Source organism: Amycolatopsis mediterranei (genome assembly GCF_026017845.1).
Lineage (GTDB): Bacteria > Actinomycetota > Actinomycetes > Mycobacteriales > Pseudonocardiaceae > Amycolatopsis > Amycolatopsis mediterranei.
This window is the reverse complement of sequence record NZ_CP100416.1, coordinates 5,929,376-5,954,099: the sequence shown is the minus strand read 5'-3', so window position 1 is coordinate 5,954,099 and position 24,724 is coordinate 5,929,376. Positions and strand designations below refer to the sequence as shown.

The window sequence follows — 24,724 nt, the reverse complement described above, 5'->3', positions numbered from 1 at the left end:
GCTCCCTTGCGGCGGGGACGAACGAGGGATTAGAACGTTTCAACCAGGCGTGGTAGGTGACTGTAATGAGAAGCTCACGCATTGGCAATACGCCGCTGGTAGGCCTGCTGCCCGCAGGCTACCGTTTTCCCGGCTTTTCTAAATCGTTTCAGGTCGCCGGTTCCGCTGCGTCCGGACGACCACGACGACCGACGCGACACCCAGCACCACCAGCGCCGTCGGCAGCCACGGCCACGCCTGGCCTTCGAAGACGACGCCGTCGGTGGGCAGCTCCAGCACCTTCGCCGTCCAGCGCGCGGTGGCGACCTCGCCGACGCCCGACCCGCTTCCGCGGCGCACCCGGTCGGCCAAGTCGGGTACCCAGCCAGTCGGCCCGCGCACCCAGACAGTCGGGTCACGTACTCAGACGGTCGGCTCGCCAACCGACGCTTCAGTACGCGAACCGACCACCCAGACCTCCCCCGCCACCCCGATCCGAAGCCGGCACGCGGACGGTGGTGCCGGGTCAAGGCACGCTTTCCCGCCTTGACGCGGCGCTACCGTCCGTCGTCACAATCCGGCTTCGGGGTGGTGGGACCACGGAAGCCGCGTGGGGTACTCGGGTGCTTCCCCGAGGGCCCGGTTCATGCGGTCACTGTGGAGGCTGCGGGCGGCCGCGGTCAACCACGAAAGCGCTCACCCGGCCGTTCGGCGCCCCGGCGCTTACGCTGGAAGCCACGGCGAGGCCGATACGGGGGTTTGACATCGATGTCAGTGCTCTGGGGCGTGTCCTTCGACGCCACTCCGCTGTCCGGGGTCGTGGTCGAGTTCCTCAAGACGGCGCACCGCTTCGCCGCGCGCGGGCACCGCGTCCACCTGGACCTCGGGTACGACATCAAGGCCGACAAGGGCGCGTTCTTCCGCCCCTACCGCGACGAGGCCCGGCTGCTGCCGGACTGGGTCACGCTCGACCGCGTCGAAGGCGTCGAGCGGATCCGCGGCTACGACCGCGAGTTCGTCGAGCGGGTGCTGAGCGAAGTCGTGCAGGGCGGCGACGACGCGCTGCGGCCCGAGATCGATCGCGTCGCCGGCGAGCTGGCGGACCGGATCGTGGCCACCTGGGAACGCCTCGGCGTGACCGTCGTGATGGTCGAGAACGGGACCCTGCCGGAAAACCTGGCCTACACCGAGGCGTTGTACACCGCCATCGGCCGCTACGGCGCCCGCCACCGGCTCGGCCGGTTCGTCTTCTGGCGCGACCACGACCTGATGTGGCAGAGCGAACCCGGCATCGCCAAGTACGGCACGTTCCCGTACCCCGGCGTCCCCGCGCCGCGCAACTCCCCGCACATCCACTACTTCGCGCTGCACGAGCAGGCGAAGGCGCGGACCCTGGAGTGGGTCCCGGAGCTGGCGAACATCGACGTCCTGCCCAACAGTTTCGCCATCGCTCCCGCGCGCATCGACGACCGCAACGCGGCTTTCCGGCGCGACCACGGGATTCCCGAAGGCGTCCCGCTGCTGGCCCGGATCACCCGGATCATCCCGCAGAAGCGCATCGACCGGGACCTGCACCTGCTGGCCCTGCTGCCGGACGTGTGGCTGTTCGTCGCCGGCGATGTCGGCGAGACGCCCACCGAACACGCCCGGCTCGTCGACCTCGCAGACCTCCTGGGGGTGCGCGAGCGCGTCGTGTTCGGCGGCTGGCTGACCCCGTACGACACAGCCGTTCCCGGCCGGTACTCCGTGCGCGACCTCCTCGCGCACGCGACGATCGTGTCGTTCCTGACCTCTTACGACTACGAGAGCTACGGCAACCCGATCAGCGAGGCCATCGCGTCCGGGACGCCGTACATCACCAGCGGATACGAGCTCTACGACGTCGTCTACGGCAGCTTCCGGGCGCCGGTGCTGGACATCCGGGCCCGCGACCTGCCGGACGCGGCGTTCGCGCGGGAAGTCGCCGAGCTGATCACCGACGAAGGGAAACGGGCGGAAGTGGTGCGGGTGAACTCGGAACTCGGGCAGGCGCGGTTCGGCGCGCGCGTCGTCGACGACCTGGTGGACCGGCTGTACCCGCCGCCGATGGGCGCGGCGACGCGGCTGAGCGTCGTGCTGCCGGTGTACAACGAGGCCGCGAACCTCCCGGAAGTGCTGCGGACGCTGCACGACCAGCGCGACGGCGACGCGCCCCTGGACAAGGGCCGGTACGAGGTCGTGCTCGTCGACAACAACTCCACCGACGACACCGTGGCCATCGCGCACGCCTTCGCGGCGGCGCACCCGGACCTGGCCCTGCACGTCATCCACGAACCCGAGCAGGGCGTCTCGTGCGCCCGGCGCGCGGGGATGGACTTCGCCGCGGCCCGCAGCCGGAACCGGCCCGACAGCGACCCGGGGGAGCGGTTCTACCTCGTCTCCGCCGACGCGGACTGCCGGGTCGACCCGCACTGGCTGAGCGAGCTGTTCGCCGCGATGGAGTCGAGCAAGGCCGCCATCGGCGTCTGCGACTACTACTACAACGCCGGGCACTTCACCGGGCGGCCACGGCTGTGGGACGCGATCCAGCGGACGCTGCGGTGCCGCGCCGTCACCTTCGCGCTCTTCGGCGGCTTCCCCGACGGCAAGGGCTTCGCGGTCGAGCGCGACGCCTACGAGCGCGCCGGCGGCATCGAGATCTTCTACCAGCTGCAGGACGGCAAGTTCGTCAACCACCTCTCCGACGACTGGGACTTCGGGATCAAGGTCGCCAGCGGCGGCGACGCGATCACCTACGCGCCGCGCTCGCGCGTCGAGATCAACCCACGGCGCGTCGACCACGCCATCGACGAGGTCATCGCCGGCCGGGCCTACGGCTCGGACGGCATCATCGTCATGCGCGACATCCGGCCGTCGGCGCCTTCGGCGACGGCCGACCTCACCGAAGCCGAGGCACAGCAGGCCTGGGAGTTCTCGATCAAGGACTTCACCCCGAAGAACACCATCCTGCCGGTGCTCCTGACGCCCGCGCTGCTGGAGGACGACGCCGTCATCGCGTTCTTCGGACCCGATCTCGCCGCGCGGCTGGCCCGGCGGATCAGTGAGCTCCGGCACGAGATGCGGGTCGTCGACTTCACCCCGATCCACGCCTACAAGACGCCGTCCTACCGGCTGTACTTCGAGTTCGCCGACGAACTGTTCGCCTGCCTGCGGCGGCACGTCGGCGCGGACATCGGCCACCCGCCGCCGCTGCCGCCGTGCCTGGCGGAAGTGCCGGCCGAACGGTTCGCGGAATTCGTCCGCTACTACTGCGAGGACCGCGAATCGGGAGAAGCCCACAACTACTTCGGCAACGGAGGGGTGTTCTGATGAGCCTGGGTTATGAAGAAGCGGTCGGCTCGCTGCACGCGATCGACCCGGCGTGGCCGCGGCCCGCCGTGCTCGACGTCCTCGAAGCGCCCGAGAACCGGCACCTGCTCGACTTCGTGCAGGAGGACCCGTTCGGGGCGCACGTGTTCCCCGGCAACGTGCCCGGCTCGCCGGCGGAGTTCCTGCGCGACCTGGACGCGCAGCTGGCTTCGCCGTCCGGGCCGATCCACCTGTGGTCCTACATCCCCACGTGCGCCTACCGCTGCCGGTTCTGCCAGTACCCGGTGGTGCTGGTCAAGGGCAAGATCGAGAAGGCGGCGGACTGGGTCGACCTCAACATCGCCGAGGCGCGGCTGTGGCTCGACGCCGTGCCGCATCTGGCGGGGGCCGAGGTGGGGGAGTTCAACGTCTTCGGCGGCACGCCGTCGCTGCTGCCGGAGCCGGAAATCCGCCGCCTGCTGGAGTTCTACCGCGCGCACTTCGGGTTCACCGACCGCACGACGATCCGCTTCGAAGGCGACCCGAGCACGTTCACCCCGGCCAAGCTCGAGCTGCTGCGGGAACTGGGCTGCACCAAGCTTTCCAGCGGTGTCCAGTCGTTCGACGACCACGTGCTCGAGCTGTGCGGCCGCGAGCACACCGCGCAGATGTGCGTCGACTTCGTCCGCAACGCGACGGCGGCCGGCTTCGAGTGGGTGAGCATCGACCTCATGTACGGCCTGCTCGACCAGACGCTCGACAGCGTCCGCCGCGACCTGGACGTCGTGCTGGAGAACGAAGTCACGGCGGTGGTGTGCACGAAGCTGCACCTGGCGTCCTACAGCGACACCCGCACCGGCGTCACCGGGGAGAAGCCGGCGGCGTGGCAGCTGCCGTCCTACCGGGACAAGCTGGTGCGCGACGGGCACCGCTGGCCCACGCTCGGCGAGCAGTACCAGATGCGGGAACTGCTCACCGAGGGGCTGCGCGCGGCCGGGTACACCGAGCACCCGACGATGTACTTCGCGCGCGACGGCCTCGGGCCGGAGAAGTGGAAGTCCATCATGGTCGACCAGGACAAGCAGGAGGCCGAAGTCGCGATCGGGCTGGGCGGCAGCTCGAGCTGCCGCGCGTCCGAGGCGATCACCGACGTGAACTCCCGCCGCTACCCCGAAACCGTGCTCTCCGGCCGGATCCCGCTGGGGTCGGCGACGCGGTTCACGCCCGAGGCGCAGGCGGCCCGGGCCGTCAAGATGGCGCTGACGACGTTGCAGCCGCTGCGGGATTCCCTGCACTCCGCCCGGTTCCCCGGGCGGTCGCTGTTCGCGGAACCGTGGCTGGGCAAGTTCCGCTCGCTGGCTTCGCGTGGCCTCGTCCGGTTGCGGCCGGGCGTCGTCGAGCTCACCCCGGCCGGGGAAGTGCTCGTCGAGGCGATCATCACCACCGAACTCTGAAGATCACTGCATCGGGTGACACAAGCCTCGCGGGGACCGGGCACGGCGGGCAGCATGGATTTCGGACCTGCTGCTACCGAGATCGGAGCCCGGATGAACCGAACCGTGGCGGGGCTGGCGGGTGCGACCGCGCTGGCGGTGTTCGCGGCGGTGGTGGTCGCGACGCCCGCCCGAGCCGGCTATGCCCTGGCCGACACGAACTACGCGGGAACCCAGATCGCCCGTCACGAAGGCGTCCAGGGCACTCCGCGGGCCGACCCGCCCGGGCAGACGCTCGGGCACGACGTCAGCGGGCACCAGGGCCCGGTCGACTGGGCCGCCGCGGCCGGCGCCGGGGCGAAGTTCACCTACGTCAAGGCGACCGAGGGCACCGGGTTCGTCAACCCGCAGTTCGGGCAGCAGTACGACGGCGCGCACGCGGCGGGCATCATCCGCGGCGCCTACCACTTCGCCCGCCCGGACGTCTCGGGCGGCGCCGAGCAGGCGGAGTACTTCATCGCCAACGGCGGCGGCTGGCGCGCGGACGGCACCACGCTGCCCGGCGCGCTCGACATCGAGTACAACCCGTACGGCGACGTCTGCTACGGCAAGAACCCGGCCGACCTGACGGCGTGGATCGCGGACTTCACCCGCACGTACCTGGCGAAGGTCAAGCGCAGTGCGTTGATCTACACGAGCACGGCCTGGTGGAAGCAGTGCACGGGCAACACGGCCCGCTTCGGGAACACCGATCCGCTGTGGCTGGCGCGCTACGGCCCGGACGTCGGGGAACTGCCGGCCGGGTGGGAGAAGCAGAGCATCTGGCAGTTCGCCCGCGCCGGCAGCCTGCCGGGGGACCAGAACTACTACAACGGCCCGCTCGGCCGGGTGCAGGCGCTGGCGAAGGGCTAGCGCCGGCGTGCGCGCAGGTCCGGCCACGGCGGCCGGTGCACCATGGCGATCCCGGCGAGGGTGGCGGCGACCAGTCCGATGCCCACGCCCAGCAGGGCGACGCGGGTGGCGTCGACCGCCGGTGCCCACTGGGCCTGGCCGTCGCGGACCGCGAACACGCCGACCGGCCGGTGGACCGGCACCACCGTCGTCCCGTCCGGGGTTTCGTACGGATCGCCGAAGATGCGGGGTTCGGTCATGCCGCCATCGAACCGGAGACCGCCGCCGCTGACAAGATCGGACAAAACCTTGTCGCTTCCGTGACCGGCTGCTTACGATCGGCAGGCAGTACTTCGTCGTACGTCCTTTGTGGACTCGGGAGGCGCCGTGCGCAGGTTCGCCGTCCTCGCCGCGGTGTCCGTGGCCGCGGCCGCCGTCGTCTCCGCTCCGGGCGCCGCCGGGGCCGGCCGGACGTGGTTCACGTCGTGGGCGCAGTCCCAGGACGGCCGGGCCGACACGGCGGTCACCGGCCAGTCGCTGCGGATGATCACCCACCTCAGCCAGGGCGGCGACGCGGTGCGCGTCCGGTTCCAGAACACCTTCGGCACCGGGCCGCTGACCATCGGGCACGCCACCGCCGGGCCGAGCGCGGGCGGCGCCGCCGTCACCGGGGTCCGTGACCTGACCTTCTTCGGGCGGCCCGCCGTCACGATCCCGGCGGGTGGCGAGGTCTGGAGCGACGAGACGCGGCTCGCGACGCGCCCGGACTCCGACCTCGCGGTGAGCATGGCGGTCGACGGGACCGCCGTGCCCGGCCGCCACGGCGCGGCGTTGCGCGACAACTACCTGACGCCGCCGGGCTCGGGCGACCACGCCGGCGACGCTTCGGGCGACGCCTTCACGGCCACGGTGGGCGCCACGTACGTCGTCAGCGCCGTCGACGTGCACAACGCGGCTTTGCGGGGCGTCGTCGTCCCGTTCGGCAGCTCGGTCGTCGACGGCATCGGCAGCACCAATTGTGGCTCCGGCTGCACCGAGCCCGGCACGAACCGCCGGTGGACCGACGACCTGGCGCGGCGGATCGTCACCTCGTCCGCGCCGCTCGCCGTGGCCAACGCCGGCGTCTCCGGCACGACGAGCGCCCGCTCGTGCCCGGGGATGCCGCCCTCGGTCGCGGGCCTGGATGCGGCGAGCCGGCTGGACCGGGACGTCCTGGCGCTGCACGGCGTCACGGCCGTCCTCTACTACTACGGAACCAACGACCTGGCGTACGGCTGCGACGCGGCGACGATCCTCGACAGCTACCGTTCGGTGTTCGCGCGGCTGCGAGCGGCCGGGATCTCGGTGTACGTCACGCCGAGCACGCCGAGGCCGGGGTACGGCGACCAGGCGAACCTGGCCCGGCACGAGATCGCGCTGTTCGTCGAGCGCTGGAACACCTGCGGCGGAACGTGTTCCGGCGTCGTCGACTTCGACACGGTGCTGGCCGATCCCCTGAAACCGAACAGCATCCGGCCGGCCTACGACAACGGGGACGGCATCCACGCGAACGCCGCCGGCCAGCAGGCACTCGCGGACTTCGTCTCGGTGCCGATGCTCACCCGATCCGGGCCGGCCGGTCACACGATGGGGTGAGCCGGCGAGTCGGAACGGCGGCACTGTGCGTGCCGGTCAGCAGAGTACGTCCGGTGATGAACGAGTCGATGGACGACGCCGGGTGCTGCCTGCTGTCGGTGGCCTGGAACGTCGCCCCGCTGACCGAAGGACCACCCGGCTCCCGCCGCGCCGACCTGCGGCGCACGGTGGAGGCGGTGTGCCGCACCGCCGGCCACGGCGCCCGCGACTGGGCCGCGCGGCACGGGGCGGGCACGGAGGCGCAGTACCGGCCGTTCCTCCAGCTCGCCGACGTCGCCTACGAAATGGCGACGCTCCTGCTGCTGGTGGAGGACTTCCTGGTGCCGGACCTGGAGCGCGAACACCGTCGCTGGGCGGAGATCGAGGAGCTGACCGGCCGGCTGACAGAGCTGTCCGAGTGGACGGCGGCCTTTCTCTTGTCAGGAGCTCCCTTACGACTGTAAGGTCGCGCCTGACAAGGGAGGCCTGATGAGTGCTGCGGTGTTCGCGCGCTGCTCGTTCTGTTCGAAGCCCAACACGGAAGTGGACACGCTGGTCGCCGGCCCGGGCGTGTTCATCTGCGACGGGTGCGTGCAGCTGTGCGTGTCGGTGATCGAAGGCAAGCCGGCGGACGTGCCGCTCATCGCGCCGTGGGAGCACGACCTGCCCCTGGAGCAAGTGCTCTCGAACCTGCGCCCGGTCTCGGCGGCGAGCACCCAGGTCCAGGACAACCTGGCGGCCTGGGTGGGCAAGGCCCGCGCCTTGGGCGGCACGTGGTCCCAGATCGGCGAGGCACTGGGCATGACCCGCCAGTCGGCTTGGGAGCGGTTCGCCTAGGGCCGGTGCCGCCGGAAGGACTCGATCAGTGCCCGGGTGGGGGAGCCCAGGCCGGTGACCGTGTTGTAGCCCGGTGCGTAGACCAGGTTCGCGTCCGCGTATTGCCCGGGCGTGATCAGGTCGACGAACCCGTACTTCTCGACCGCGAACGCCACCGTGTCCGGCGTCCCGGCGGGATTGCCGTCGATGGCGTGGTAAGCCGACAGAGGCCGGGCGTACAAAGCCGGGTTCGCGAAGCCGAGGGGACCGTGTGCCTGGACCAGGAGGGCCTCGACCCCGGCGAAGGCCGGCGAGGACAGGCTCGTGCCGCCCCCGTTGCCCACCTTGTAGGACAGGCTGTCGTCGACGTTGTACTCGGTTTCGCCGATGAGCAGGCACAAGTCGGGGTCCGCCAGGGCGGCGACGTCGGGCAGCGTGCGCATCGCCGGGGACCCGGCGAACGACGCGGGCACGACGCCGCGCTGGTAGAACGGCTGCGGGAACACGGTGCTGGTCCCGCCGCCGGAGGCCTTGCCCTGGTAGCCGGGCGGCGCCGCCTCCCACGAGCTGCCGTCGCCGGACAGCGGCACTTCGTCGGTCGCCCAGCCGATTTCCCACCGGTAGGAGTTGCCGGGCCCGATCGCCAGCGTGGTGCCGCCCACCGCGGTCACCCACGGGCTGGACGGCGGGTAGTCGACGATGCCGCCGCCGCCGGAGTCGCCGCTGGCGAAGGTGACCGTGATGCCCTCGACCGCGGCTTCCTGGAACGCGCGTTCGTACGCCCCGATGGCGTCCGGGGCCTCGCCGGGGGTGGCGCCGACGGTGACCGAGCCGGACACGACGTCGGCGAGGTGCCGGTCGACGATCTGGACGATCGAGTCCAGCACGTCGTCGCCGTAGCGGGCACGGGAACCCACCACGAAGGCGATGTTCGCCTCGGGGGCGATCGCGTGGGCGGCCTGGACGTCCATGGCGAACTCGCCGCTGGCCTCCTCGGGCCGGGCGTCGGCCGGGATGTAGGCGGTGAACTGGCCGGGGGCGAACGGCGGCTCGCCGTGCTCGGTCGCGAAGCGGTTGGCGTCGGGCAGGGTGTTGATTTCGTTGCCGATGCTGATGATCCCGATCGTCACGCCCTTGCCGGTGAGGCCGGTCCCGGTGATCCCGTAGGCGTCGCGCACCTGGCGCGGCGTGTACCCGCACGGCGCCCATTGCGCGGGATGCCCGTAGGCGGGCGGGAGGTCGGTGGCCGGGGTGTCGCCGTAGTGGTCCGGGCAGGGGCTGGTGGGCACCGTCGCCCGGGCGGCGGCGCGGGGGGCCTTGCGGGACCCGCTTCCGGGAGGCGGACCCGGCGGGCGGCCGGTCCCGGTCGCGACGGTGAGTCCGGTGACGGTCAGGACGTCCTGGCCGACCGCCGCGGGCACGGTGACCGGATCCACCGCCGCCCGGAACGGGATGCCGTAAAGGGTGTAGGTGCGGAAGCGGGTGCCGAACGCCTCGCCCGCCTGCGCGAGCGTGCCCTGGGCGACGACGGCCCGCGAGTCGGCGCTGACGATCGACAGGCCGGTGCCGCGCAGCCACGCGCTGACCGCGTCGATGCGGCGCTGCGCCGGCCCGAAGCGGGCGCGGGTCTGCTCGGGGGTCAGGTAGTGGCCGTAGCGGGGATCACGCGGGTCCGACACCGCGCGTGCGTAGGCGGCCAAGCTGCGGGAGTCGCCCGCGAGGAACACCTGGGCGGTGACCGGGGCCGCCGGATCGGCCGGCCCGGTGTCGGTCCCGTCGTGGACCACGTGGGTGGATCGGGTGCCCTCCAGCCAGCGAACCGGTACCCGCTCCGGCGTGGCCGCGAACGCCGGCGCGGCGGGCAGGATCACGGCCGCGATCAGGACGCTGACCAGCAAGGCCTTGCTCTGTCGTCGGCTTCGCACCGGCTGTCCTTTCCTCGAGGTTTCCGGGGCGGTCAGCACGCGACCTGCTTGCCGTCCGCGATTTGGACGCGAAGGGCGCCGAGCCCCCGGGAGATGTGGCTGCGGACGGTGCCGACCGCGCACCCGAGCACCTCGGCGATCTCGCTGTCGTCGAGGTCTTCGTAGAACCGCAGGACGATCGCGGCCCGCTGCGCCCGCGAGAGGGCGCCCAGCAGCCGGGCGAGCCGGTCGGCGTCGACGATCCGGTCCGCGTGGTCGGGAGTGGCCGCTTCGGCGAACGTCGTGACGTCCGGCGTGGCCTGCACCGAGCGCTGGTACCAGCGGCGTCGCCAGGAGAGGTAGCCGTTGACCACCATCTTCCGCAGGTACAGCTCCGGCCGGTCGGCCGCGGCCACCCGGCGCCACTGCTGGTGCGCGCGCACGAGCGCGTCCTGCACCACGTCCTGCGCCAGTTCGCGGTCGCCGGTCAGGACGGCCGCGAACCGCACCGATCCGGGCAGTTCCGCCCGTGCGAACTCTTCGAAGTGCACATCAAGTCAGATGCGCCGACCCCGGCATCCTGTTGCGTTTCCGCCGGAAATTCCCGGCGAGCCGTGGGACCGCTCCCAGAATCTCGGACGCCGGCGCAACAGAGTGCGCGGCAGGCGGCGTCTTGAGGGTGTGCGGTGCGAAGGGTTCTCCCGGGGACAGCGGCCCGGGGCGGAGGAGAGTGCGATGGCCGATCTCGACGAGTTGCGCCGCACCCTGCGGGCGCAGGAGGCCTTGGCGCCCGATCCCGGTGCGGTTCTCGCCGCCGCACTCCGGCAGCTGCGGCGACGCGGCCGGGGCAGCCGGTGACCAGGGATCCGGCAAGGGCCGGCAGCGCGCGGACGGCGGCACCTCGGCCGCCGGAGGCAGGAACGTCGATTGCGGTGCAGGGCAGGAAATCCACCGGTGGTCAGCCGAGGATTCCCGCGCTGCCGCTGAGCTGAATGGGGGTCACTCCGATGATGTCCGAACCAGGCGCCAGTTCCCGGAGAGCGGTGTTGAAGTACCTCGGCGCGGGCGGTGGCGTGGTGGCCGCCGGCGCCGTGCTGTCCGCGTGCACCGGGGTCCAGCAAGCCCAGAACGGCGGGCATTCCGGGCCGTTCCCAGGCAATCCGGGGTGGCGGTTCGTGTTCGTCAACCACGTCACCACCAACTCCTTCTTCGTCCCGACCCGGTCCGGGCTCGCCGACGCGGCGGCGCTGCTCGGCGTGCCCGAGCCCCAGTGGACCGGCTCGGAAAACGGCAACGTCGCCCAGATGGCGAGCGCGATGGAGACCGCGATCAACAGCAAGGTCGACGGCATCGCCGTCGCGCTGACCGACGACCACGCCTTCGTCGAGCTCACCAAGCGGGCGCTGGGCCAGGGCATCCCGGTGATCGCCTACAACGCCAGTGCGGCCGGCAACTACCCGCTCACCTACGTCGGCCAGGACCTGTACCTCTCCGGTTTCCGGATGGGACAGCGCATCGCGCAGAAGATCACCTCCGGGGACATCCTGGTCGGCATCTCCCAGCCGGGCGGCAACAACGTCCAGCCGCGGCTGGACGGCATCACCGATGCGCTGAAGCAGACCGCGCCCGGCGTGCGCGTCCAGTCGGTGAACACCGGGGCCGAGCAGGCCGGCGAGCTGAACGCGATGACCGCCGCGTTCACCGGGAACTCCGCGGCGAAGGGGATCTACGCGGTCGACGCCGGCAGCACCGCCGCGTGCGCGAAGCTGGTCGCCGATCGCGGCCTGGCGGGCAAGGTCGGCGCCGGCGGATTCGACCTGCTCGACGACACGGTCGCCGGAGTCAAGGGCGGCGCGCTCGACTTCACCATCGACCAGTCCCCGTACCTGCAGGGGTTCCTGTCCGTGCTCTACCTGTACCTGTTCCGGCTGTCCGGCACGCTGGTCGCGCCGCCGGCCACCGACACCGGCCTCACGTTCGTCACCAAGGAGAACGTCGGCCCGTACGCGACGGCCCACAGCCGGTTCGAGGGCGGCGACAACAAGGACGTCATCGGGATGCCGAGCGCGATCCCGCTGCCGCCGGCGTCGGTGCCGGGCCGGTAGCGGGGGGATGTCGATGAGACCCTGGCTGCTCGGCGTGATGCGGGTCAAGGAACTCAGCATCCTGCTGGTCACGATCGCCGCCGGAAGCTACTTCACGGTGACCAGTGCCGCGTTCAACTCCCCGGACAACTACCAGACGATCGCCCAGTACGTCGCCCCGTGGGCGATCATCGCCGCGGGGCAGGTGATGCTGCTGATCTGCGGCGAAATCGACCTCTCCGCCGGGTTCGTGTTCACCCTCGCCCCGTTCCTGCTCATGCTGTTCTTCGTCAACGGCTGGCCGCTGTGGCTCGCGCTGCCCGGCGCGATCGTGGTGAGCACGCTGGTCGGGGTGGTGAACGGGCTGATCCGGACCCTGCTGAACATCCCGTCGTTCATCACCACCCTGGGCATGGCGTTCCTGTTGCAGGGCCTGGTCCTGATCATCTCGAACGCCCGCCCGGTCGGTGCGCCGAAGGACAGCTGGGTGGTCGACGTCTTCGGGGGCGCGCGCTGGACCGAGTTCCTGTGGGCGGCCGGGGTGGTCGTCGTCATGCAGGTGGTGCTCTCGGCGACCCGGTTCGGCATCCACACCCAGGCCACCGGCGGGAACCCGGTCGGCGCCGCGGAGTCCGGCATCGCGGTGAACCGCGTGAAGGTGGTCAACTTCGCGATCACCAGCACCCTGGCCGGGCTCGCCGGCATCCTGCAGGGCACCCGGGTCGGCTCGTACGACCCGACCAACGGCGGGTTCACCACGATGTTCTTCGCGGTCGCGTCGGCCGTGATCGGCGGCACGGCGCTGCTCGGCGGATCCGGCACGGTGGTCGGCGCGTTCCTCGGCGCGCTGCTGCTCGGCATCGTGTTCGACGGGTTCAACCTGACCGGGGTCAGCGCGAACGCGTTCAACATCGTCCTCGGCGCCGCCATCCTGGTCGCGATGGTGCTCAACGTGACCCTGATCATGGTGCGCAAGCGCGCCGGCTCCCGGGAGCTGACATGACCGCCGACGTCATCCGGGTCGAGGGGGTCCGCAAGCAGTTCGGCCCGGTCACCGCGCTCGCCGACATCACCCTCCACGTGCGGCGCGGCGAGGTCCTCGGGCTCATCGGGGACAACGGCGCCGGGAAGTCGACGCTGATCAAGATCCTCACCGGCTACCACCAGCCCGACGGCGGCCGCATCCTGTTCGAAGGCGAGCCGACGACGCTGAAGTCGGTGGTGCACGCGAGGTCACTGGGCATCGAGACGGTGTTCCAGGACCTGGCGATGGTCGACGACCTGCCCGTCTACCTGAACCTGCACCTGAACCGCGAACTGACCCACCGCCCGCTCCCGTTCCTCAAGCGCGGCGAAATGAAACGCCGCGCCCGGGAGGCCCTCGACTCGATCGGCATCGACATCCCGTCGGTGACCGCCGAAGTGGGCATGCTCTCCGGTGGCCAGCGCCAGGCGATCGCGGTCGCCCGCTCGGTGTATTCGAAGGCGAAGCTGCTGCTGCTCGACGAACCGCTCGCCGCGATGGGCGCCAAGGAAAGCGCGCTGATCCTGCGCCTGCTGCAGGAGCTGAAACGCCGCGGCGACATCGCGATCATCCTCATCGCCCACAACTACGGGCAGGTGATCGACGTCTGCGACCGGGTGAACCTGCTGCAGCACGGCGAGATCACCTTCGACCGCCCGGCCGCGGAGACGTCGGTGGCCGAGCTCCTCGAGCTGGTGAACGCGGAGTACCGCCTCGGCGGATCGTGAAAGCCACGGTGGACTCCTGGTCAAGCTCGGGCCGCGGCCCACCGCGTGCGGTGGACGATCCCGGCGACCAGGGCGATCAGGAGCGCCGCGGCGCCGACGACGAGCAGGGCCGGGGAGAGGCCGGTCGTGGCCGCGGCCAGCGCGAGCACGATGAGCGGGCTGGCGAACTGGCCGATGAACAGCGCCGAGGTCCAGATGCCGGTGCCCCGGCCGCGCTGGGCGAACGTCAGGCTGCCCAGCGCCCAGGTGAGCAGGGCGGGCAGCAGCAGCCCGTTGCCGAAGCCGGTCACGACGGCGCCGAGCACCACGACCGGGACCGAGGTGGCCAGCGCGAGGACGAGGATGCCGAGTCCGCACAGGACGAACGCCGCGGGGATGGTGGCGGCGGGACCCCGCTTGGCGAGCCGGGGGAACAGGTACGCCGCGACGGCGGTGGCCAGTGAGCCGGCCGCGCTGACCAGCCCGACGGTGGCCGTGGCGGTGACGCCGATGCCGTCGAGCACATAGGACAGTTCGACGATGAGGACGTAGAACACGAGGCCGCCGGCCAAGGTGACGCCGACCGGCGCCAGGAAAGCGCGCCACGGCAGGGGCGGGAGCTTTTCCCCGGTCCGGGTCTGCGACGGCGGCCGGATGACCCGCGCGGCGGCGAACGCGAGCGGCAGGCTGACCGCGTAGAGCCAGAACGGCGTCCGCCAGCCCCACGAGCCGAGCAGGCCGCCGACGGCGAAGAAAACCGTTGCGGCGACGGTGGTGTAGACGGTCTGCAGGCCGAAGTACCGGTCCCGCTCGGCTCCGTGGAAGTAGTCGGCGAGCAAGGTCGTGCAGCACGTCATGATCGCGGCCTCGGTGAGCCCGACCAGCACCCGGCTCGCGACGATCAGCGGCAGGGACGACAGCCACAGCGGCGCGGTCCCGAGGAACGCGTACACGACGAGCGCGCCCACCAGCAGCCGCTTGCGGCCGAGCCGGTCGACGACGCGGCCGGCGATCGACGCGGTGAGCCCGATGACCAGCGCGGGCACGGTCAGCACGATCGGGGTGAGGGTGGCGACGCCCGGCGTGCCGGCGAACGCGTCCTGGATGCGGGGCAGGACGGGGGCGAGCAGCACCGCGCCGAGCACCGAAAGGCAACTGGCCAGCAGCAGCACGACCGCCTGGGCGGGGCCGGCCTGCCGGCCGCCGGCGGGATCGGTGGTGAGCGGGGGAGCGGAGACGGACTGATCGGACACGGGCAGCTCCGGGAGACACCGAGCCGGTCTTCGGCGACCGGCGTGTGCGTCGAAGTGTCAGCCCCGGTGCGGGGATACGGAAATCACTTCCGCCGAAGCGGCGCATCGACGCCGTCGATGCCGATCACCGCCGCCACCGTCCGCATGACGACGTCCCGCAGGTAGCGGTGCTCGGGGTCGGCGTCGTACATCGGGTGCCACCACATGGCTTCGACCAGCGGGGCCGCATCGAACGGGCACGCCACGGCGCGCACGCCGAGCTCGTCCGGGATCCCGTCCGCCAGGCGCCGCTGGAGCAGGGCGACCCGGTCGGTGCCCGCGATGAGCCCTGGCACGGTCAGGAACGTCTCGGTGACCACCTGGACGTGCGGCTCGATCCCGAGCATGCGCATCTGCCGCGCGGCGGGCGTGGACGCGGTGGGGCCGTGGTAGGTGACGACCCACGGCATCGTCTCCAGCTGCGCGACGGTCAGCGACGCCCCGACGCCGGTGTTGTCCGCGGCGACCAGGCACACCCATTCGTCGCGGTAGAGGTCCGCGTGCGGCAGGTCGTCGACGAACCCGTGCGGGATGACCAGCAGGTCGGTGTGGACGAGTTCGTGCACGGCCGCGTCGACCATCTTCGGGGTGTTCGCGGGGAACCGCAGCCGGGTGCCCGGCGCTTCTTCGGCGAGCCGGGCGGCGATTCCCGATCCGAGCACGGCGATGCCGTAGTCGCTCATCAGCATCGAGAACTCGCGGGTGGACGACGCGGGATCGAAGTCGGGTTCGGCCGCGAAGACCCGTTCGGCGCCGGACAGGGCGACCCGCACGCGTTCCTTGAGCTGTACGGCCAGCGGCGTCAGCCGGTACTGGTTGCCGGCCCGGGTCAGCAGGTCGTCGTGGAAGTGCCGGCGCAGCCGGCCCAGCTGGGCGGACACCGCCGGCTGACCGAGTCCCATCCGCTCGGCCGCACGCGTGACGCTGCGCTCCTGCAGCAGCGCGTCCAGGGCCACCAGCAGGTTCAGGTCCAACCGGGCGAGGTTCACAGCCGACCACAGTATCAACGCCGCTGATACCGCACATTAACGATTTCGTCTTCCCTGATACCGCCCGCGCACCGAGAGTGAAGGCGTGGACCGAACCGATCCCGAGGGCGCGATCGCGGCGGCGGCCCAGCGGTGCTCCAACTGGGGCCGCTGGGGTGCCGGCGACGTCCTCGGCACCCTGAACTTCCTCGACGACGCCAAGCGCCGCGAAGGCGCCGCGCTCGTCCGGCGCGGCGCGAGTTTCTCGCTCGCGCAACGCTTCGACGCCGACGGGCCGCAGAAGGGCTGGCGGCGGCGCACCAACCCGGTGCACACCATGCTCGACACCGGCACGGACGCCGAACGCGGCACGCAGGGCTTCCCGCACGGCATCGGCGGCGCCGACGACGTGGTGTCCATGCCGCTGCAGGCCTCGACGCAGTGGGACGGCCTCGGGCACATCTTCGACCACGGCCTCGCCTACAACGGCCGGCGCGCGGGGGACGTCGTGACCAGCGAGGGCGACCGCGTCACCGGCATCGAAACCACGGCCGGGCTGCTCGCGGGCCGTGGCGTGCTGCTGGACGTGGGCCGGGTGTTCGGAACCGGCGGCGAGCTGGCCGACGGCTTCGCGATCACCGCGGACCACCTGGAGGCGACGATCGCCGAGCACGGCAGCACCGCGCGCGTCGGCCGCGGCGACCTCCTGCTGGTGCGGACCGGGCGGCTCGCCCGCGCCCGGCGGGAAGGCTGGGGCGACTACGCCGGCGGCGACTCGCCCGGCCTGTCCTTCTCCACAGTGGACTGGCTGTACGGCTCGGAGATCGCCGGCGTCGCGACCGACACCTGGGGCGTCGAAGTCCGGCCGAACGAGTTCGACGACGCCTTCCAGCCCCTGCACCAGGTGGCCATCCCGCACCTCGGCCTGTTCCTCGGCGAGATGTGGGACCTCGACACCCTCGCCGCCGACTGCGCGGCCGACGGCGTCCACGAGTTCTGGCTCACCGCCGCCCCGCTGCCGGTGACCGGCGCGGTCGGCGCACCGGTCGCGCCCATCGCCGTCAAGTAACGCCCAGGACGAAGGAGTCCTCACATGCCCGCGGTAACGAAGGTGCTGGTGGTCGGCGGCGGTCTCGCCGGGGCCGCCACGGCTGTCCTGCTCGCGCAGGAAGGCGTCGCCGTCGACCTCGTCGAGCTCAAGCCGGACGTCGCGGCCATCGGGTCGGGAATCACGCTGCAGGGCAACGCCTTGCGCGAGCTGCGCCGGCTCGGGGTGTGGCCGCGGGCCGAGGCGGCCGGGTACCCCTTCGACTGCCTCGGCCTGTGCGCACCGGACGGGACCCTGCTGGCCGAGATCCCCGACGTCCGCAGCGGCGGGCCCGACCTGCCCGCCTCGATGGGCATGCCGCGGCCGGCGCTGGCCCGGATCCTGCTGGACCGCGTCCGCGAGACCGGCGTGAAGATCCGCTTCGGCGACACCGTGACCCGGCTCGACCAGGACGGCTCCGGCGTCGGAGTCGCGCTCGCCTCGGGGACGGCCGGCCGGTACGACCTCGTGGTCGGCGCCGACGGCATCCACTCGGCGATCCGCGGAATGATCGGCATCGACGTCACGCCGCAGCCGATCGGCATGGGGATCTGGCGCGCGTTCGGGCCGCGTCCGGCGTCGATCACCCACACCGACCTGTGCTACGGCGGCCCGTCCTACATCGCCGGGTACACACCGACCGGTCCGGACTCCCTCTACGCGTTCGTCGTCGAGGACTTCCGGGACCACAGTGGACTGACGCCGCCGGAGCGGCTCGCCACCCTGCGCCGGCTCGCCGCCGCCTACCACGGGCCGTGGGACGAGATCCGGTCCACATTGGATGATGCGAGCCGGGTGAACTACACGCGGTTCGAGACGCACGTCGTGCCGAAGCCGTGGCACCGCGGCCGGGTCGTGCTCGTCGGCGACGCCGCGCACTCCTGCCCGCCCACCCTCGCCCAAGGCGGCGCCCAGGCCCTCGAAGACGCGGCGGTGCTGGCCGAGCTGCTGCTCAGCCGGGACGGTGTCGACGACGACCTCTGGGCGGAGTTCACCGCCCGCCGCCACGACCGCGCGAAGACCGTCGTCGAGGCTTCCAACCGGATCGGCCGGTGGCTGCTCGACCACGAGCAGGGCGACGTGCCCGGCCTGGTCCGCCGCATCGGCGACCTCGTGTCCCAGCCCGCCTGACCAGCCGCCTGAAAGGACGAAGACCGTGACCGACCGCCTGATCACCCACCTGCGGCACGTCGACCTCGCCGTGCCCGACCTCGCGCGCCAGCAGGACTTCTACACCGGCGCCTGGGGCCTCGCCGAGGAGCACTCCGACACCGGGATCACCTTCCTCGCCGCCGAAGGGTCGCCGGAGCAGTACGTCGTCCGGCTGCGGCACGCCGCGGACAAGCGGATCGACCTGATCGCCTTCGGCGTCGCGACGGCCGCCGACGTCGACACCCTGGCCGGCCGCCTGGCCGCGGCCGGGATCACGCTCGTGCACGAGCCCCGCGCGCTGGACACCCCGGGCGGCGGATACGGGTTCCGGTTCTTCGACAACGAAGGCCGCACGATCGAGATCAGCGCGGACGTCGGGACGCGCGCCCACCGCCGGATCGAGGAGGGCGAGTCCGTCCCGGTGCGACTGTCGCACGTGGTCGTCAACTCCGCCGACCCCGAAGGCACCCGGGCCTTCTACGAACGCCACCTCGGGTTCCGCCTCTCCGACACGCTGATGCACCCGCGGATGGGGGCGATGATGTACTTCCTGCGGATCAACGCGTGGCACCACAGCCTGGCGATCGCCCGCGGCCCGCACCCGGCGCTGCACCACGCGTCGTTCGAGCTGCGCGGCCTCGACGAGTACATGCGCGGCACCGGGCGGCTGCTGCGCGCCGGCGTCGAGAAGATCTGGGGTCCGGGCCGGCACCTGGCCGGCCACAACACCTTCAGCTACTTCCTCGACCCGCACGGCAACACCGTCGAGTACACCACCGAGCTGGAGCAGGTCGACGAGGACGGCTGGCACCCGCAGCTGCACGACTTCTCGAAGCCGGAGGTGTCCGACCAGTGGGGCACCGCGAACGCGATGAACGAGTTCGTCGCGCGGAAGTCGTTCAACGACCCCGACAAGGGCCTCTTCGTGGCCCCGCCGGTCTGATGCGGCTCGCCACCTACGAACACCGCGGCGCGGTGCGCGCCGGCGTGGTCTCCGGTGACGGCGTCCACGCCTTCCCGGCCGGGGTGACGGTGCTGGACCTGGTGCGGTCCGGCCTGCCGGTCGCCCTCGATGCCGGTGTCCTCGATGGACCGTCGGTGCCGCTGACCGAGGTGCGGCTGCTGCCGCCGCTCGAACCGCCGTCCGTCCGGGACTTCGTCGCCTTCGAGGAGCACGTCGAGGGCATGGTCGCTCCCGGTCCGGTGCCGCCGGAGTGGTACGAAGCGCCGACGTTCTACTTCACCAACCCGGCCGCGCTGGCCGGCGCGCACGACGACGTCCCGATCCCGCCCGGCTCGCGGTTGTTCGACTTCGAGCTGGAGGTCGCGGCCGTGCTGGGCCCGGACGGCATCTTCGGCTACACCATCTTCAACGACTGGTCGGCCCGCGACCTCCAGCGCCGCGAGATGAAGGTGGGACTGGGGCCCGCGAAGGGAAAGGATTCCGTCACGACGCTCGGGCCGTGGCTGGTGACCGCGGACGAGTTCACTGTGGACGAAGACGGGTTCCTCGATCTGGACCTGCGGGTGTCGGTCAACGGCGTCGAGATCGGGCACGACCGGCTGGCCAACATGGGCTGGCCGTTCGAGGAGCTCGTCGCCTACGCCGCCCGCGGCACCCGGCTCCGGCCCGGCGACGTGCTGGGCTCGGGTACCTGCGGCAACGGCGGCTGCCTCGCCGAGCTGTGGGGCCGCCGCGGTGCGCAGGACCCGCCGCCGCTGCGGCCCGGTGACGTCGTCGAGATGACCGTGGAGGGCATCGGCAGCATCCGCAACACGGTCGTCGCCGGGATCGACCTGCCGCCGGTCCGCCCGGCCCGCACCCGGGACCGGGCGCGGTGAGGGGCAAGACCGTGCTGGTCACCGGCGCCGGGCAGGGCCTCGGCGCGGCGGTGGCCCGGCGCCTGGCCGCGGACGGCGCCACGGTCATCGGCGCCGACCTCGCCGAGACCGCGGACCTGCCCGGCGTCGACTACCGGCAGCTCGACGTGACGGACTCCGCCGGGTGGGCCCGGCTCGTGGCCGGGCTGGACCGGATCGACGGCCTGGTCGCGAACGCGGGCGTCACCTGGCGGGCCCGGCTCGGCGAGCTGGACCCGGCCGACCTGGCCCGCGTGCTGGAGGTCAACGTGGGCGGCGTCCACCGGGCGGTGCGGGCGGTCCTGCCGGTGATGCCGACCGGCGGGTCGATCGTCGTGGTGGGCTCGGCCGCCGCGCTGACCGGCCACTTCCCGGTGGCTTACACCGCGAGCAAGTGGGCGTTGCGCGGCTTCACCCGGGCGGCCTGCCTCGAACTGGGTGGCCGCGGCATCCGCGTCAACGCCGTGCACCCCGGGTACGTCGACACGCCGATGACCGCGTCGGCACCACCCGCGTTCCGCGCGGCGAACGTCGCCGAGACCCCGCTGGGGCGGACCGGTACGGCCGCCGAGGTCGCCGCCGTCGTCGCGTTCCTGCTCGGCGACGAGGCCTCCTACATCTCCGGTGCCGACATCCCGGTGGACGGCGGGATGACCGCGCACGGCGGTGTGAAGTCGATCAGCGAAGCAGCACGAACCTGAGAGGAACCCCCGTGTTCGAGTACTTCCCCGGCAACTACGTCTGGAACCTCGGCGTCGTCGCCACCCTCAACAGCGGCGGCCTCATCGACGAGGTCGACCGCGCCTGCCGTCCCATCCGCGAAGCCGCCGCCCAGGGCGAGGACGCCGGCACCCGGGATTTCCTGCGGGCGTGGACGGCGCTGACCGACCAGCTCGTCGGCCAGGCCGAAGAGGCCGAGAAGGCCGGCCACGCCCGCACCGCCGGGCAGCTCTACGCCCGCGCGGCCAACTACCTGTGCCAGGCCGAACGCTTGCAGAGCGCGTCCACGCCCGGCCGGCTCGACACCTACCGCCGCGTGCTGGAACTGCAGCAGAAGGCCATGGATCCCGCGGTGACCCGCGTGGCGGTGCCCTTCGAGCGGACGACGTTGCCCGCGTACTTCAGCTCGGCGGGCCCCGGGGCGCCGGTGATGATCATGTGGAACGGCCTGGACTCGACGAAGGAGCACATGTATTCGTCCGGGCACTGGGCCGAGCTGGCCGCCCGCGGCATCTCCTGCCTGATGGTCGACTGCCCGGGTTCGGGCGAGGCGCTGCGCGTCCAGGGCCTGACGGCGCGCGTCGAGACGGAAGGCTGGGCCACGGCGTGCGTGGACTACCTGGAATCCCGCAACGACGTCGACCCCACCCGCATCGGCCTGGTCGGCTGGTCCTTGGGCGGCTACTACGCCCCCCGCGCGGCGGCGTTCGAGAAGCGCCTGGCACTCGTGGTCGCCTGGGGCGCCAACCACAACTGGGGTGCGGTGCAGCGAAGGCGTCTGGAGCGCGAGGGCGAACGTCCGGTGCCGCACTACTGGGAGCACGTGCTGTGGGTCTGGGGCCACGACAACCTCGAGACGTTCCCCGAATTCGCGGACGCGGTGCACCTCGACGGCGTCGTCGAGCACATCACGGTGCCGTTCTTGATTTGCCACGGCGAAAACGACCGCCAGATCCCGGTGGCCTACGCGCGCCGTTCGTACGAGCAGGCGGTGAACAGCCCCCACCGCCGGTTGAGGCTGTTCACCGCGGAGGAGGGCGCGACGGAGCACATCGGCCTCGACCACCTGTCCCACACGAGCACGTACATCGCCGACTGGGTCGCCGACACCCTGGCGCAGTAGCCGCCGGCACGCTCTCAACCCCGAACTCGTCGGGCCTGGTCGATCCCGTCAGAGGAGCTCCGCATCTTGCTCGACGCAGAGGAGGGCCGGGCCGTCGGCGGCGAAGAGCGCCGCCATGGCTTCGTCGAGCTGGTCGCGTGCGGTGACGCTGATGCCCGTCGCGCCGCAGAGTTCGGCGTAGGCGGCCCAGTCCGGGTTGACCAGGGACGTCTGCCACACCGGGTAGTCCCCGGCAAGCTGCTCCTTGCTGATCTTGCCGAGGGCGTTGTTGTTCAGCAGCAGGTGCTTCACCGGGATGCCGTACTTGACGGCGGTGGTCAGCTCGGTCGCGTACTGCCCGAACCCGCCGTCGCCGGTGACCGCCACGATCGGACGGTCCGGCGCCGCCGCCCACGCGCCCAGCGCGGCCGGGTAGCCGAATCCGATGGAGCCGAGGTAGCCCGACATCAAGACCGGCTGGCCCTTCGACTCCAGGTAGCGTCCCAGCGAGTACGCGTGGTTGCCGACGTCCACCGTCACCACGGCGTCCTCCGGCAGGTGCCGGGACAGCGCGTCGAACACCGCCGCCGCCGAGACGCCCCGGCCGCGGTCGTCGGCGACGCGGCGGGCCTTCTCGGCCCGCCAGATCGCCCAGCGGGCAGCGACGTCGGGCCGCTGGTCCTCGGCCTTCGTCTCCCGCAGCTCCGCGGTCAGGGCCCCGAGGGCGAGCCGGGCGTCGCCCAGCAGCGCGGTCGTCACCGCGTCGAACCGGCCGATCGCGGCCGGGTCGTCGTCGAGCTGCAGGATCGGTTTGTACGCGGCGATGCCGGTGTGGTTGCTGAACGACGCACCGACGGCGATCAGCAGGTCGGCTTCGTTCATCAGCCAGCTGGCCGCCGGCGTCCCGCTGCGGCCGAGCACGCCCGCGCCGAGCGGATGGGTGTCGGGCACCAGTCCCTTGGCCTTGAACGTGGTGAGCACCGGGGCGCCGAGGCGTTCGGCCAGCGCGGTGACCTCGGCGGCGGCGTCCCGGGCGCCGTGGCCGACGACGAACACCGGCCGCCGGGCGTCGCGGACGAGCGCGGCCGCCGCGGTGACCGAGGCGGCGTCCGGTGGCCCGGACCGGCGCACCCAGCGTCCGTCCGGGGTGGCCGGCGTGGCGTCGCTCGGCTGCACCTGGACCTCGTCGGGCAGGACCAGGTGCGCCACGCCCCGCCGGTCGAGGGCATGCTTGACCGCCAGCGCGGCCAGCTCGGCGTGGTCACTTCCACTGTGGACGGTGGTGGTGGACACGGCGACGTCGCGGAAGACCGCCGAGAGGTCGACGTCCTGGAACGCGCCGCGGCCGAGGACCTTCGACGGCACCTGTCCTGAGATCGCGAGCACCGGCGCGCCGTCGAGCTTGGCGTCGTAGAGCCCGGTGAGCAGGTTCGTCGAGCCCGGCCCGGCGATCGCGAAGCACGCCGCGGGGCGTCCGGTGAGCTTGCCGTACGCGCTCGCCGCGAACGCCGCCGCGCCTTCGTGCCGGATCCCGACGTACGTCAGCTCGCCGCGGGCTTCGGCGCGCCGCAACGCTTCGGCGAAGCCGAGGTTCGAATGCCCGACCATGCCGAACACGTGCCGGACACCCCAGGCGACGAGCGTCTCGACCAGCACATCGGCGACCGTCCGCACCGCGGCGGCGGGCTCGGGCAGCTCCACGAAGACGCCGTCGGGGCGTTCCTCGACCGGGTAGGTGGTGACGGCGTCCCCGAAGCCTTCGGGTGGCTGCCCGGTCAGCGGGTCGTAGTCGTAGCCGTGCCAGGGGCAGCGCAGCCAGCCCTTCTCGATCGAGCCTTCGCCGAGCGGCCCGCCCTGGTGCGGGCAGCGGTTTTCCAACGCGCCGAGCCGCGCGCCACACCGCGACAGCGCGACGCTGCGGCCGTCCACGGTGACGCTGCGCACGCGGCCGTCCGCGGGCACGTCGGCGGGGTCCACCCGATGCCAGTCCGCCATGTAACGCCTCCAGGGTTCCGGGACACTGCGGTGACGGCTGGCTCAGTGCCCGGAACCCTCCCGGGCGTTACACGAGGAGTTCGAATGGACTGGGAACCCACCAGGCGGTCCCTGCACGGGGTGGCCGAGCTGCTGCTCGCCGGCCCGCAGCACCGCGCGACCGGGCGCATCGACCTGTCCGTGGTCGACGGCGGTTTCGCGACGGCCGCCGAGCCCGCGCTGCGCGTCGAAGGGGACGAGCTCCGTGCGGGTTCCGCCCGGGTGCGACTCACCGGGCGCACGTACACCGACGTGGCGGCGGAGGTGGGTCTCGAGGCGGGCGAACCCGCGGGCGTCTACTCCGGCGGTCCCGGCGTCCGGCCCGGCGAGACGATCGTCTTCGCCGCCGACCCGCTGAAGCTCCTGCTCCGGGCCTTCGCCGACGGGGACCGCGCGCTGCGCGAGTTCGCGCCGGACGCCGCCCCGGTGCTGTGGCCCGAACACTTCGACGTCGCGATCGCCGTCGACGAGGTCAACTACGGCGTCTCCCCGGGCGATGGCTACCTCGGCGAGCCCTACGCCTACGTCGGCCCGTTCGAACCGGAGAGCGGCGAGTTCTGGAACGCCCCCTTCGGTGCCGCCCGCCCGATGCGCGAGCTGACGGACGTGGCCGCGGTGGTGCAGTTCTTCGCCACCGGCCGGCGTCTCGTCCACGAACGGTGACACGAAGGCAGCTGACCGCCGGCCTGTTTCCCAGTGGTTCTTACCAATCGCTTACGTTGGCCGATCG

Annotated in this window: 24 protein-coding genes; 17 read left to right on the top strand and 7 right to left on the bottom strand. The window is 71.9% G+C overall.

Annotation, left to right across the window (positions count from 1 at the left end; translation table 11 throughout):
• Window positions 1-138: 138 nt before the first annotated feature.
• Window positions 139-381 (bottom strand): hypothetical protein, encoded by a 243-nt coding sequence (locus tag ISP_RS26605; protein ID WP_230468363.1) that lies wholly within the window; start codon window positions 379-381, stop codon window positions 139-141.
• 366 nt (window positions 382-747) lie between these two features.
• On the opposite strand from ISP_RS26605, the gene ISP_RS26600 reads away from it, so the two are divergent.
• The 3 genes from ISP_RS26600 (at window position 748) to ISP_RS26590 (ending at window position 5,651) form a co-directional block, all read left to right on the top strand.
• On the top strand, window positions 748-3,327 hold the full coding sequence (locus ISP_RS26600; protein ID WP_230468362.1) for a glycosyltransferase: 2,580 nt from the start codon (window positions 748-750) through the stop codon (window positions 3,325-3,327).
• Complete coding sequence (locus ISP_RS26595) at window positions 3,327-4,760, top strand: radical SAM protein (RefSeq protein WP_013226932.1); 1,434 nt, start codon at window positions 3,327-3,329, stop codon at window positions 4,758-4,760. The genes ISP_RS26600 and ISP_RS26595 overlap by 1 nt, the downstream gene beginning before the upstream one ends.
• Before the next feature lie 93 nt (window positions 4,761-4,853).
• On the top strand, window positions 4,854-5,651 hold the full coding sequence (locus ISP_RS26590; RefSeq protein WP_013226931.1) for a GH25 family lysozyme: 798 nt from the start codon (window positions 4,854-4,856) through the stop codon (window positions 5,649-5,651).
• Here ISP_RS26590 and ISP_RS26585 read toward each other — a convergent pair.
• Complete coding sequence (locus ISP_RS26585) at window positions 5,648-5,890, bottom strand: hypothetical protein (protein ID WP_230468361.1); 243 nt, start codon at window positions 5,888-5,890, stop codon at window positions 5,648-5,650. The two genes, ISP_RS26590 and ISP_RS26585, sit on opposite strands and share 4 nt — an antisense overlap.
• A 127-nt stretch (window positions 5,891-6,017) precedes the next feature.
• Here ISP_RS26585 and ISP_RS26580 point away from each other — a divergent pair, with 127 nt between their 5' ends.
• The 3 genes from ISP_RS26580 to ISP_RS26570 are packed head-to-tail and all read left to right on the top strand — an operon-like array spanning window position 6,018 to window position 8,081.
• Complete coding sequence (locus ISP_RS26580; protein WP_014467208.1) at window positions 6,018-7,265, top strand: GDSL-type esterase/lipase family protein; 1,248 nt, start codon at window positions 6,018-6,020, stop codon at window positions 7,263-7,265.
• 56 nt (window positions 7,266-7,321) lie between these two features.
• Window positions 7,322-7,708 (top strand): hypothetical protein, encoded by a 387-nt coding sequence (locus tag ISP_RS26575; protein ID WP_014467207.1) that lies wholly within the window; start codon window positions 7,322-7,324, stop codon window positions 7,706-7,708.
• A gap of 25 nt (window positions 7,709-7,733) precedes the next feature.
• Complete coding sequence (locus tag ISP_RS26570; RefSeq protein WP_013226927.1) at window positions 7,734-8,081, top strand: ClpX C4-type zinc finger protein; 348 nt, start codon at window positions 7,734-7,736, stop codon at window positions 8,079-8,081.
• On the opposite strand, the gene ISP_RS26565 is transcribed toward ISP_RS26570, so the two are convergent.
• Entirely contained in the window at window positions 8,078-9,985 is a 1,908-nt protein-coding gene (locus ISP_RS26565; protein WP_230468360.1) for a S53 family peptidase, read from the bottom strand. The two genes, ISP_RS26570 and ISP_RS26565, sit on opposite strands and share 4 nt — an antisense overlap.
• A 32-nt stretch (window positions 9,986-10,017) precedes the next feature.
• Complete coding sequence (locus ISP_RS26560) at window positions 10,018-10,515, bottom strand: SigE family RNA polymerase sigma factor (RefSeq protein ID WP_013226925.1); 498 nt, start codon at window positions 10,513-10,515, stop codon at window positions 10,018-10,020.
• 184 nt (window positions 10,516-10,699) lie between these two features.
• Between ISP_RS26560 and ISP_RS26555 the strand changes: the two genes are divergently transcribed.
• The 4 genes from ISP_RS26555 to ISP_RS26540 all read left to right on the top strand — a co-directional run bounded on the left by ISP_RS26555 (window position 10,700) and on the right by ISP_RS26540 (window position 13,800).
• The gene (locus ISP_RS26555) at window positions 10,700-10,822 is read left to right on the top strand and encodes a hypothetical protein (RefSeq protein ID WP_014467205.1); all 123 of its coding nucleotides are present in this window, start codon (window positions 10,700-10,702) and stop codon (window positions 10,820-10,822) included.
• Between the two features lie 185 nt (window positions 10,823-11,007).
• Window positions 11,008-12,069 (top strand): sugar ABC transporter substrate-binding protein, encoded by a 1,062-nt coding sequence (locus ISP_RS26550; RefSeq protein WP_013226924.1) that lies wholly within the window; start codon window positions 11,008-11,010, stop codon window positions 12,067-12,069.
• Window positions 12,070-12,082: 13 nt separating this feature from the next.
• Window positions 12,083-13,051, top strand: coding sequence for an ABC transporter permease (locus ISP_RS26545; RefSeq protein ID WP_034286165.1), 969 nt, complete (start codon window positions 12,083-12,085; stop codon window positions 13,049-13,051).
• Window positions 13,048-13,800, top strand: a complete 753-nt coding sequence (locus ISP_RS26540) for an ATP-binding cassette domain-containing protein (RefSeq protein WP_013226922.1) — start codon at window positions 13,048-13,050, stop codon at window positions 13,798-13,800. Before ISP_RS26545 ends, ISP_RS26540 begins: the two co-directional genes overlap by 4 nt.
• A 20-nt stretch (window positions 13,801-13,820) precedes the next feature.
• Here ISP_RS26540 and ISP_RS26535 read toward each other — a convergent pair whose 3' ends face one another.
• Together ISP_RS26535 and ISP_RS26530 are read right to left on the bottom strand one after the other, a co-directional pair.
• Window positions 13,821-15,032 carry an MFS transporter gene (locus ISP_RS26535; protein WP_013226921.1) on the bottom strand — a complete coding sequence of 404 codons (1,212 nt, stop codon included), beginning with the start codon at window positions 15,030-15,032 and terminating at the stop codon, window positions 13,821-13,823.
• 83 nt (window positions 15,033-15,115) lie between these two features.
• Window positions 15,116-16,060, bottom strand: coding sequence for a LysR family transcriptional regulator (locus ISP_RS26530; RefSeq protein ID WP_013226920.1), 945 nt, complete (start codon window positions 16,058-16,060; stop codon window positions 15,116-15,118).
• An 85-nt stretch (window positions 16,061-16,145) separates the two neighbouring features.
• On the opposite strand from ISP_RS26530, the gene ISP_RS26525 reads away from it, so the two are divergent.
• From ISP_RS26525 to ISP_RS26500, 6 genes are read left to right on the top strand one after another with little or no spacing between them, the layout of a single operon-like run.
• Window positions 16,146-17,108 (top strand): cyclase family protein, encoded by a 963-nt coding sequence (locus ISP_RS26525; protein ID WP_013226919.1) that lies wholly within the window; start codon window positions 16,146-16,148, stop codon window positions 17,106-17,108.
• Window positions 17,109-17,132: 24 nt separating this feature from the next.
• Window positions 17,133-18,257 (top strand): FAD-dependent oxidoreductase, encoded by a 1,125-nt coding sequence (locus ISP_RS26520; RefSeq protein ID WP_013226918.1) that lies wholly within the window; start codon window positions 17,133-17,135, stop codon window positions 18,255-18,257.
• Between the two features lie 25 nt (window positions 18,258-18,282).
• Window positions 18,283-19,221: a VOC family protein gene (locus tag ISP_RS26515; RefSeq protein ID WP_013226917.1), complete on the top strand. Its 939-nt coding sequence runs from the start codon at window positions 18,283-18,285 to the stop codon at window positions 19,219-19,221.
• A complete protein-coding gene (locus ISP_RS26510) occupies window positions 19,221-20,120 on the top strand; it encodes a fumarylacetoacetate hydrolase family protein (RefSeq protein ID WP_013226916.1) in 900 nt (299 codons plus the stop codon). Before ISP_RS26515 ends, ISP_RS26510 begins: the two co-directional genes overlap by 1 nt.
• Window positions 20,117-20,839, top strand: a complete 723-nt coding sequence (locus ISP_RS26505; protein ID WP_230468359.1) for an SDR family NAD(P)-dependent oxidoreductase — start codon at window positions 20,117-20,119, stop codon at window positions 20,837-20,839. Before ISP_RS26510 ends, ISP_RS26505 begins: the two co-directional genes overlap by 4 nt.
• 11 nt (window positions 20,840-20,850) lie before the next feature.
• A complete protein-coding gene (locus ISP_RS26500; RefSeq protein WP_013226914.1) occupies window positions 20,851-21,981 on the top strand; it encodes an alpha/beta hydrolase family protein in 1,131 nt (376 codons plus the stop codon).
• Between the two features lie 48 nt (window positions 21,982-22,029).
• Here the strand turns inward: ISP_RS26500 and ISP_RS26495 are convergent, their stop codons facing one another.
• Window positions 22,030-23,955 (bottom strand): thiamine pyrophosphate-binding protein, encoded by a 1,926-nt coding sequence (locus ISP_RS26495; RefSeq protein ID WP_013226913.1) that lies wholly within the window; start codon window positions 23,953-23,955, stop codon window positions 22,030-22,032.
• 84 nt (window positions 23,956-24,039) lie between these two features.
• Here ISP_RS26495 and ISP_RS26490 point away from each other — a divergent pair, with 84 nt between their 5' ends.
• On the top strand, window positions 24,040-24,657 hold the full coding sequence (locus ISP_RS26490) for a hypothetical protein (protein ID WP_013226912.1): 618 nt from the start codon (window positions 24,040-24,042) through the stop codon (window positions 24,655-24,657).
• The last annotated feature ends 67 nt before the right edge of the window (window positions 24,658-24,724 follow it).

What these genes read in the sequence shown, in the direction of transcription:
- ISP_RS26590 (WP_013226931.1), top strand. Translation starts at nt 4,854, where the DNA reads ATGAACCGAACCGTGGCGGGGCTGGCGGGTGCGACCGCGCTGGCGGTG.
- ISP_RS26540 (WP_013226922.1), top strand. Translation starts at nt 13,048, where the DNA reads ATGACCGCCGACGTCATCCGGGTCGAGGGGGTCCGCAAGCAGTTCGGC.
- ISP_RS26495 (WP_013226913.1), bottom strand. Translation starts at nt 23,955, where the DNA reads ATGGCGGACTGGCATCGGGTGGACCCCGCCGACGTGCCCGCGGACGGC.
- ISP_RS26570 (WP_013226927.1), top strand. Translation starts at nt 7,734, where the DNA reads ATGAGTGCTGCGGTGTTCGCGCGCTGCTCGTTCTGTTCGAAGCCCAAC.
- ISP_RS26585 (WP_230468361.1), bottom strand. Translation starts at nt 5,890, where the DNA reads ATGACCGAACCCCGCATCTTCGGCGATCCGTACGAAACCCCGGACGGG.
- ISP_RS26555 (WP_014467205.1), top strand. Translation starts at nt 10,700, where the DNA reads ATGGCCGATCTCGACGAGTTGCGCCGCACCCTGCGGGCGCAGGAGGCC.
- ISP_RS26575 (WP_014467207.1), top strand. Translation starts at nt 7,322, where the DNA reads ATGAACGAGTCGATGGACGACGCCGGGTGCTGCCTGCTGTCGGTGGCC.
- ISP_RS26600 (WP_230468362.1), top strand. Translation starts at nt 748, where the DNA reads ATGTCAGTGCTCTGGGGCGTGTCCTTCGACGCCACTCCGCTGTCCGGG.
- ISP_RS26510 (WP_013226916.1), top strand. Translation starts at nt 19,221, where the DNA reads ATGCGGCTCGCCACCTACGAACACCGCGGCGCGGTGCGCGCCGGCGTG.
- ISP_RS26595 (WP_013226932.1), top strand. Translation starts at nt 3,327, where the DNA reads ATGAGCCTGGGTTATGAAGAAGCGGTCGGCTCGCTGCACGCGATCGAC.
- ISP_RS26545 (WP_034286165.1), top strand. Translation starts at nt 12,083, where the DNA reads ATGAGACCCTGGCTGCTCGGCGTGATGCGGGTCAAGGAACTCAGCATC.
- ISP_RS26520 (WP_013226918.1), top strand. Translation starts at nt 17,133, where the DNA reads ATGCCCGCGGTAACGAAGGTGCTGGTGGTCGGCGGCGGTCTCGCCGGG.
- ISP_RS26490 (WP_013226912.1), top strand. Translation starts at nt 24,040, where the DNA reads ATGGACTGGGAACCCACCAGGCGGTCCCTGCACGGGGTGGCCGAGCTG.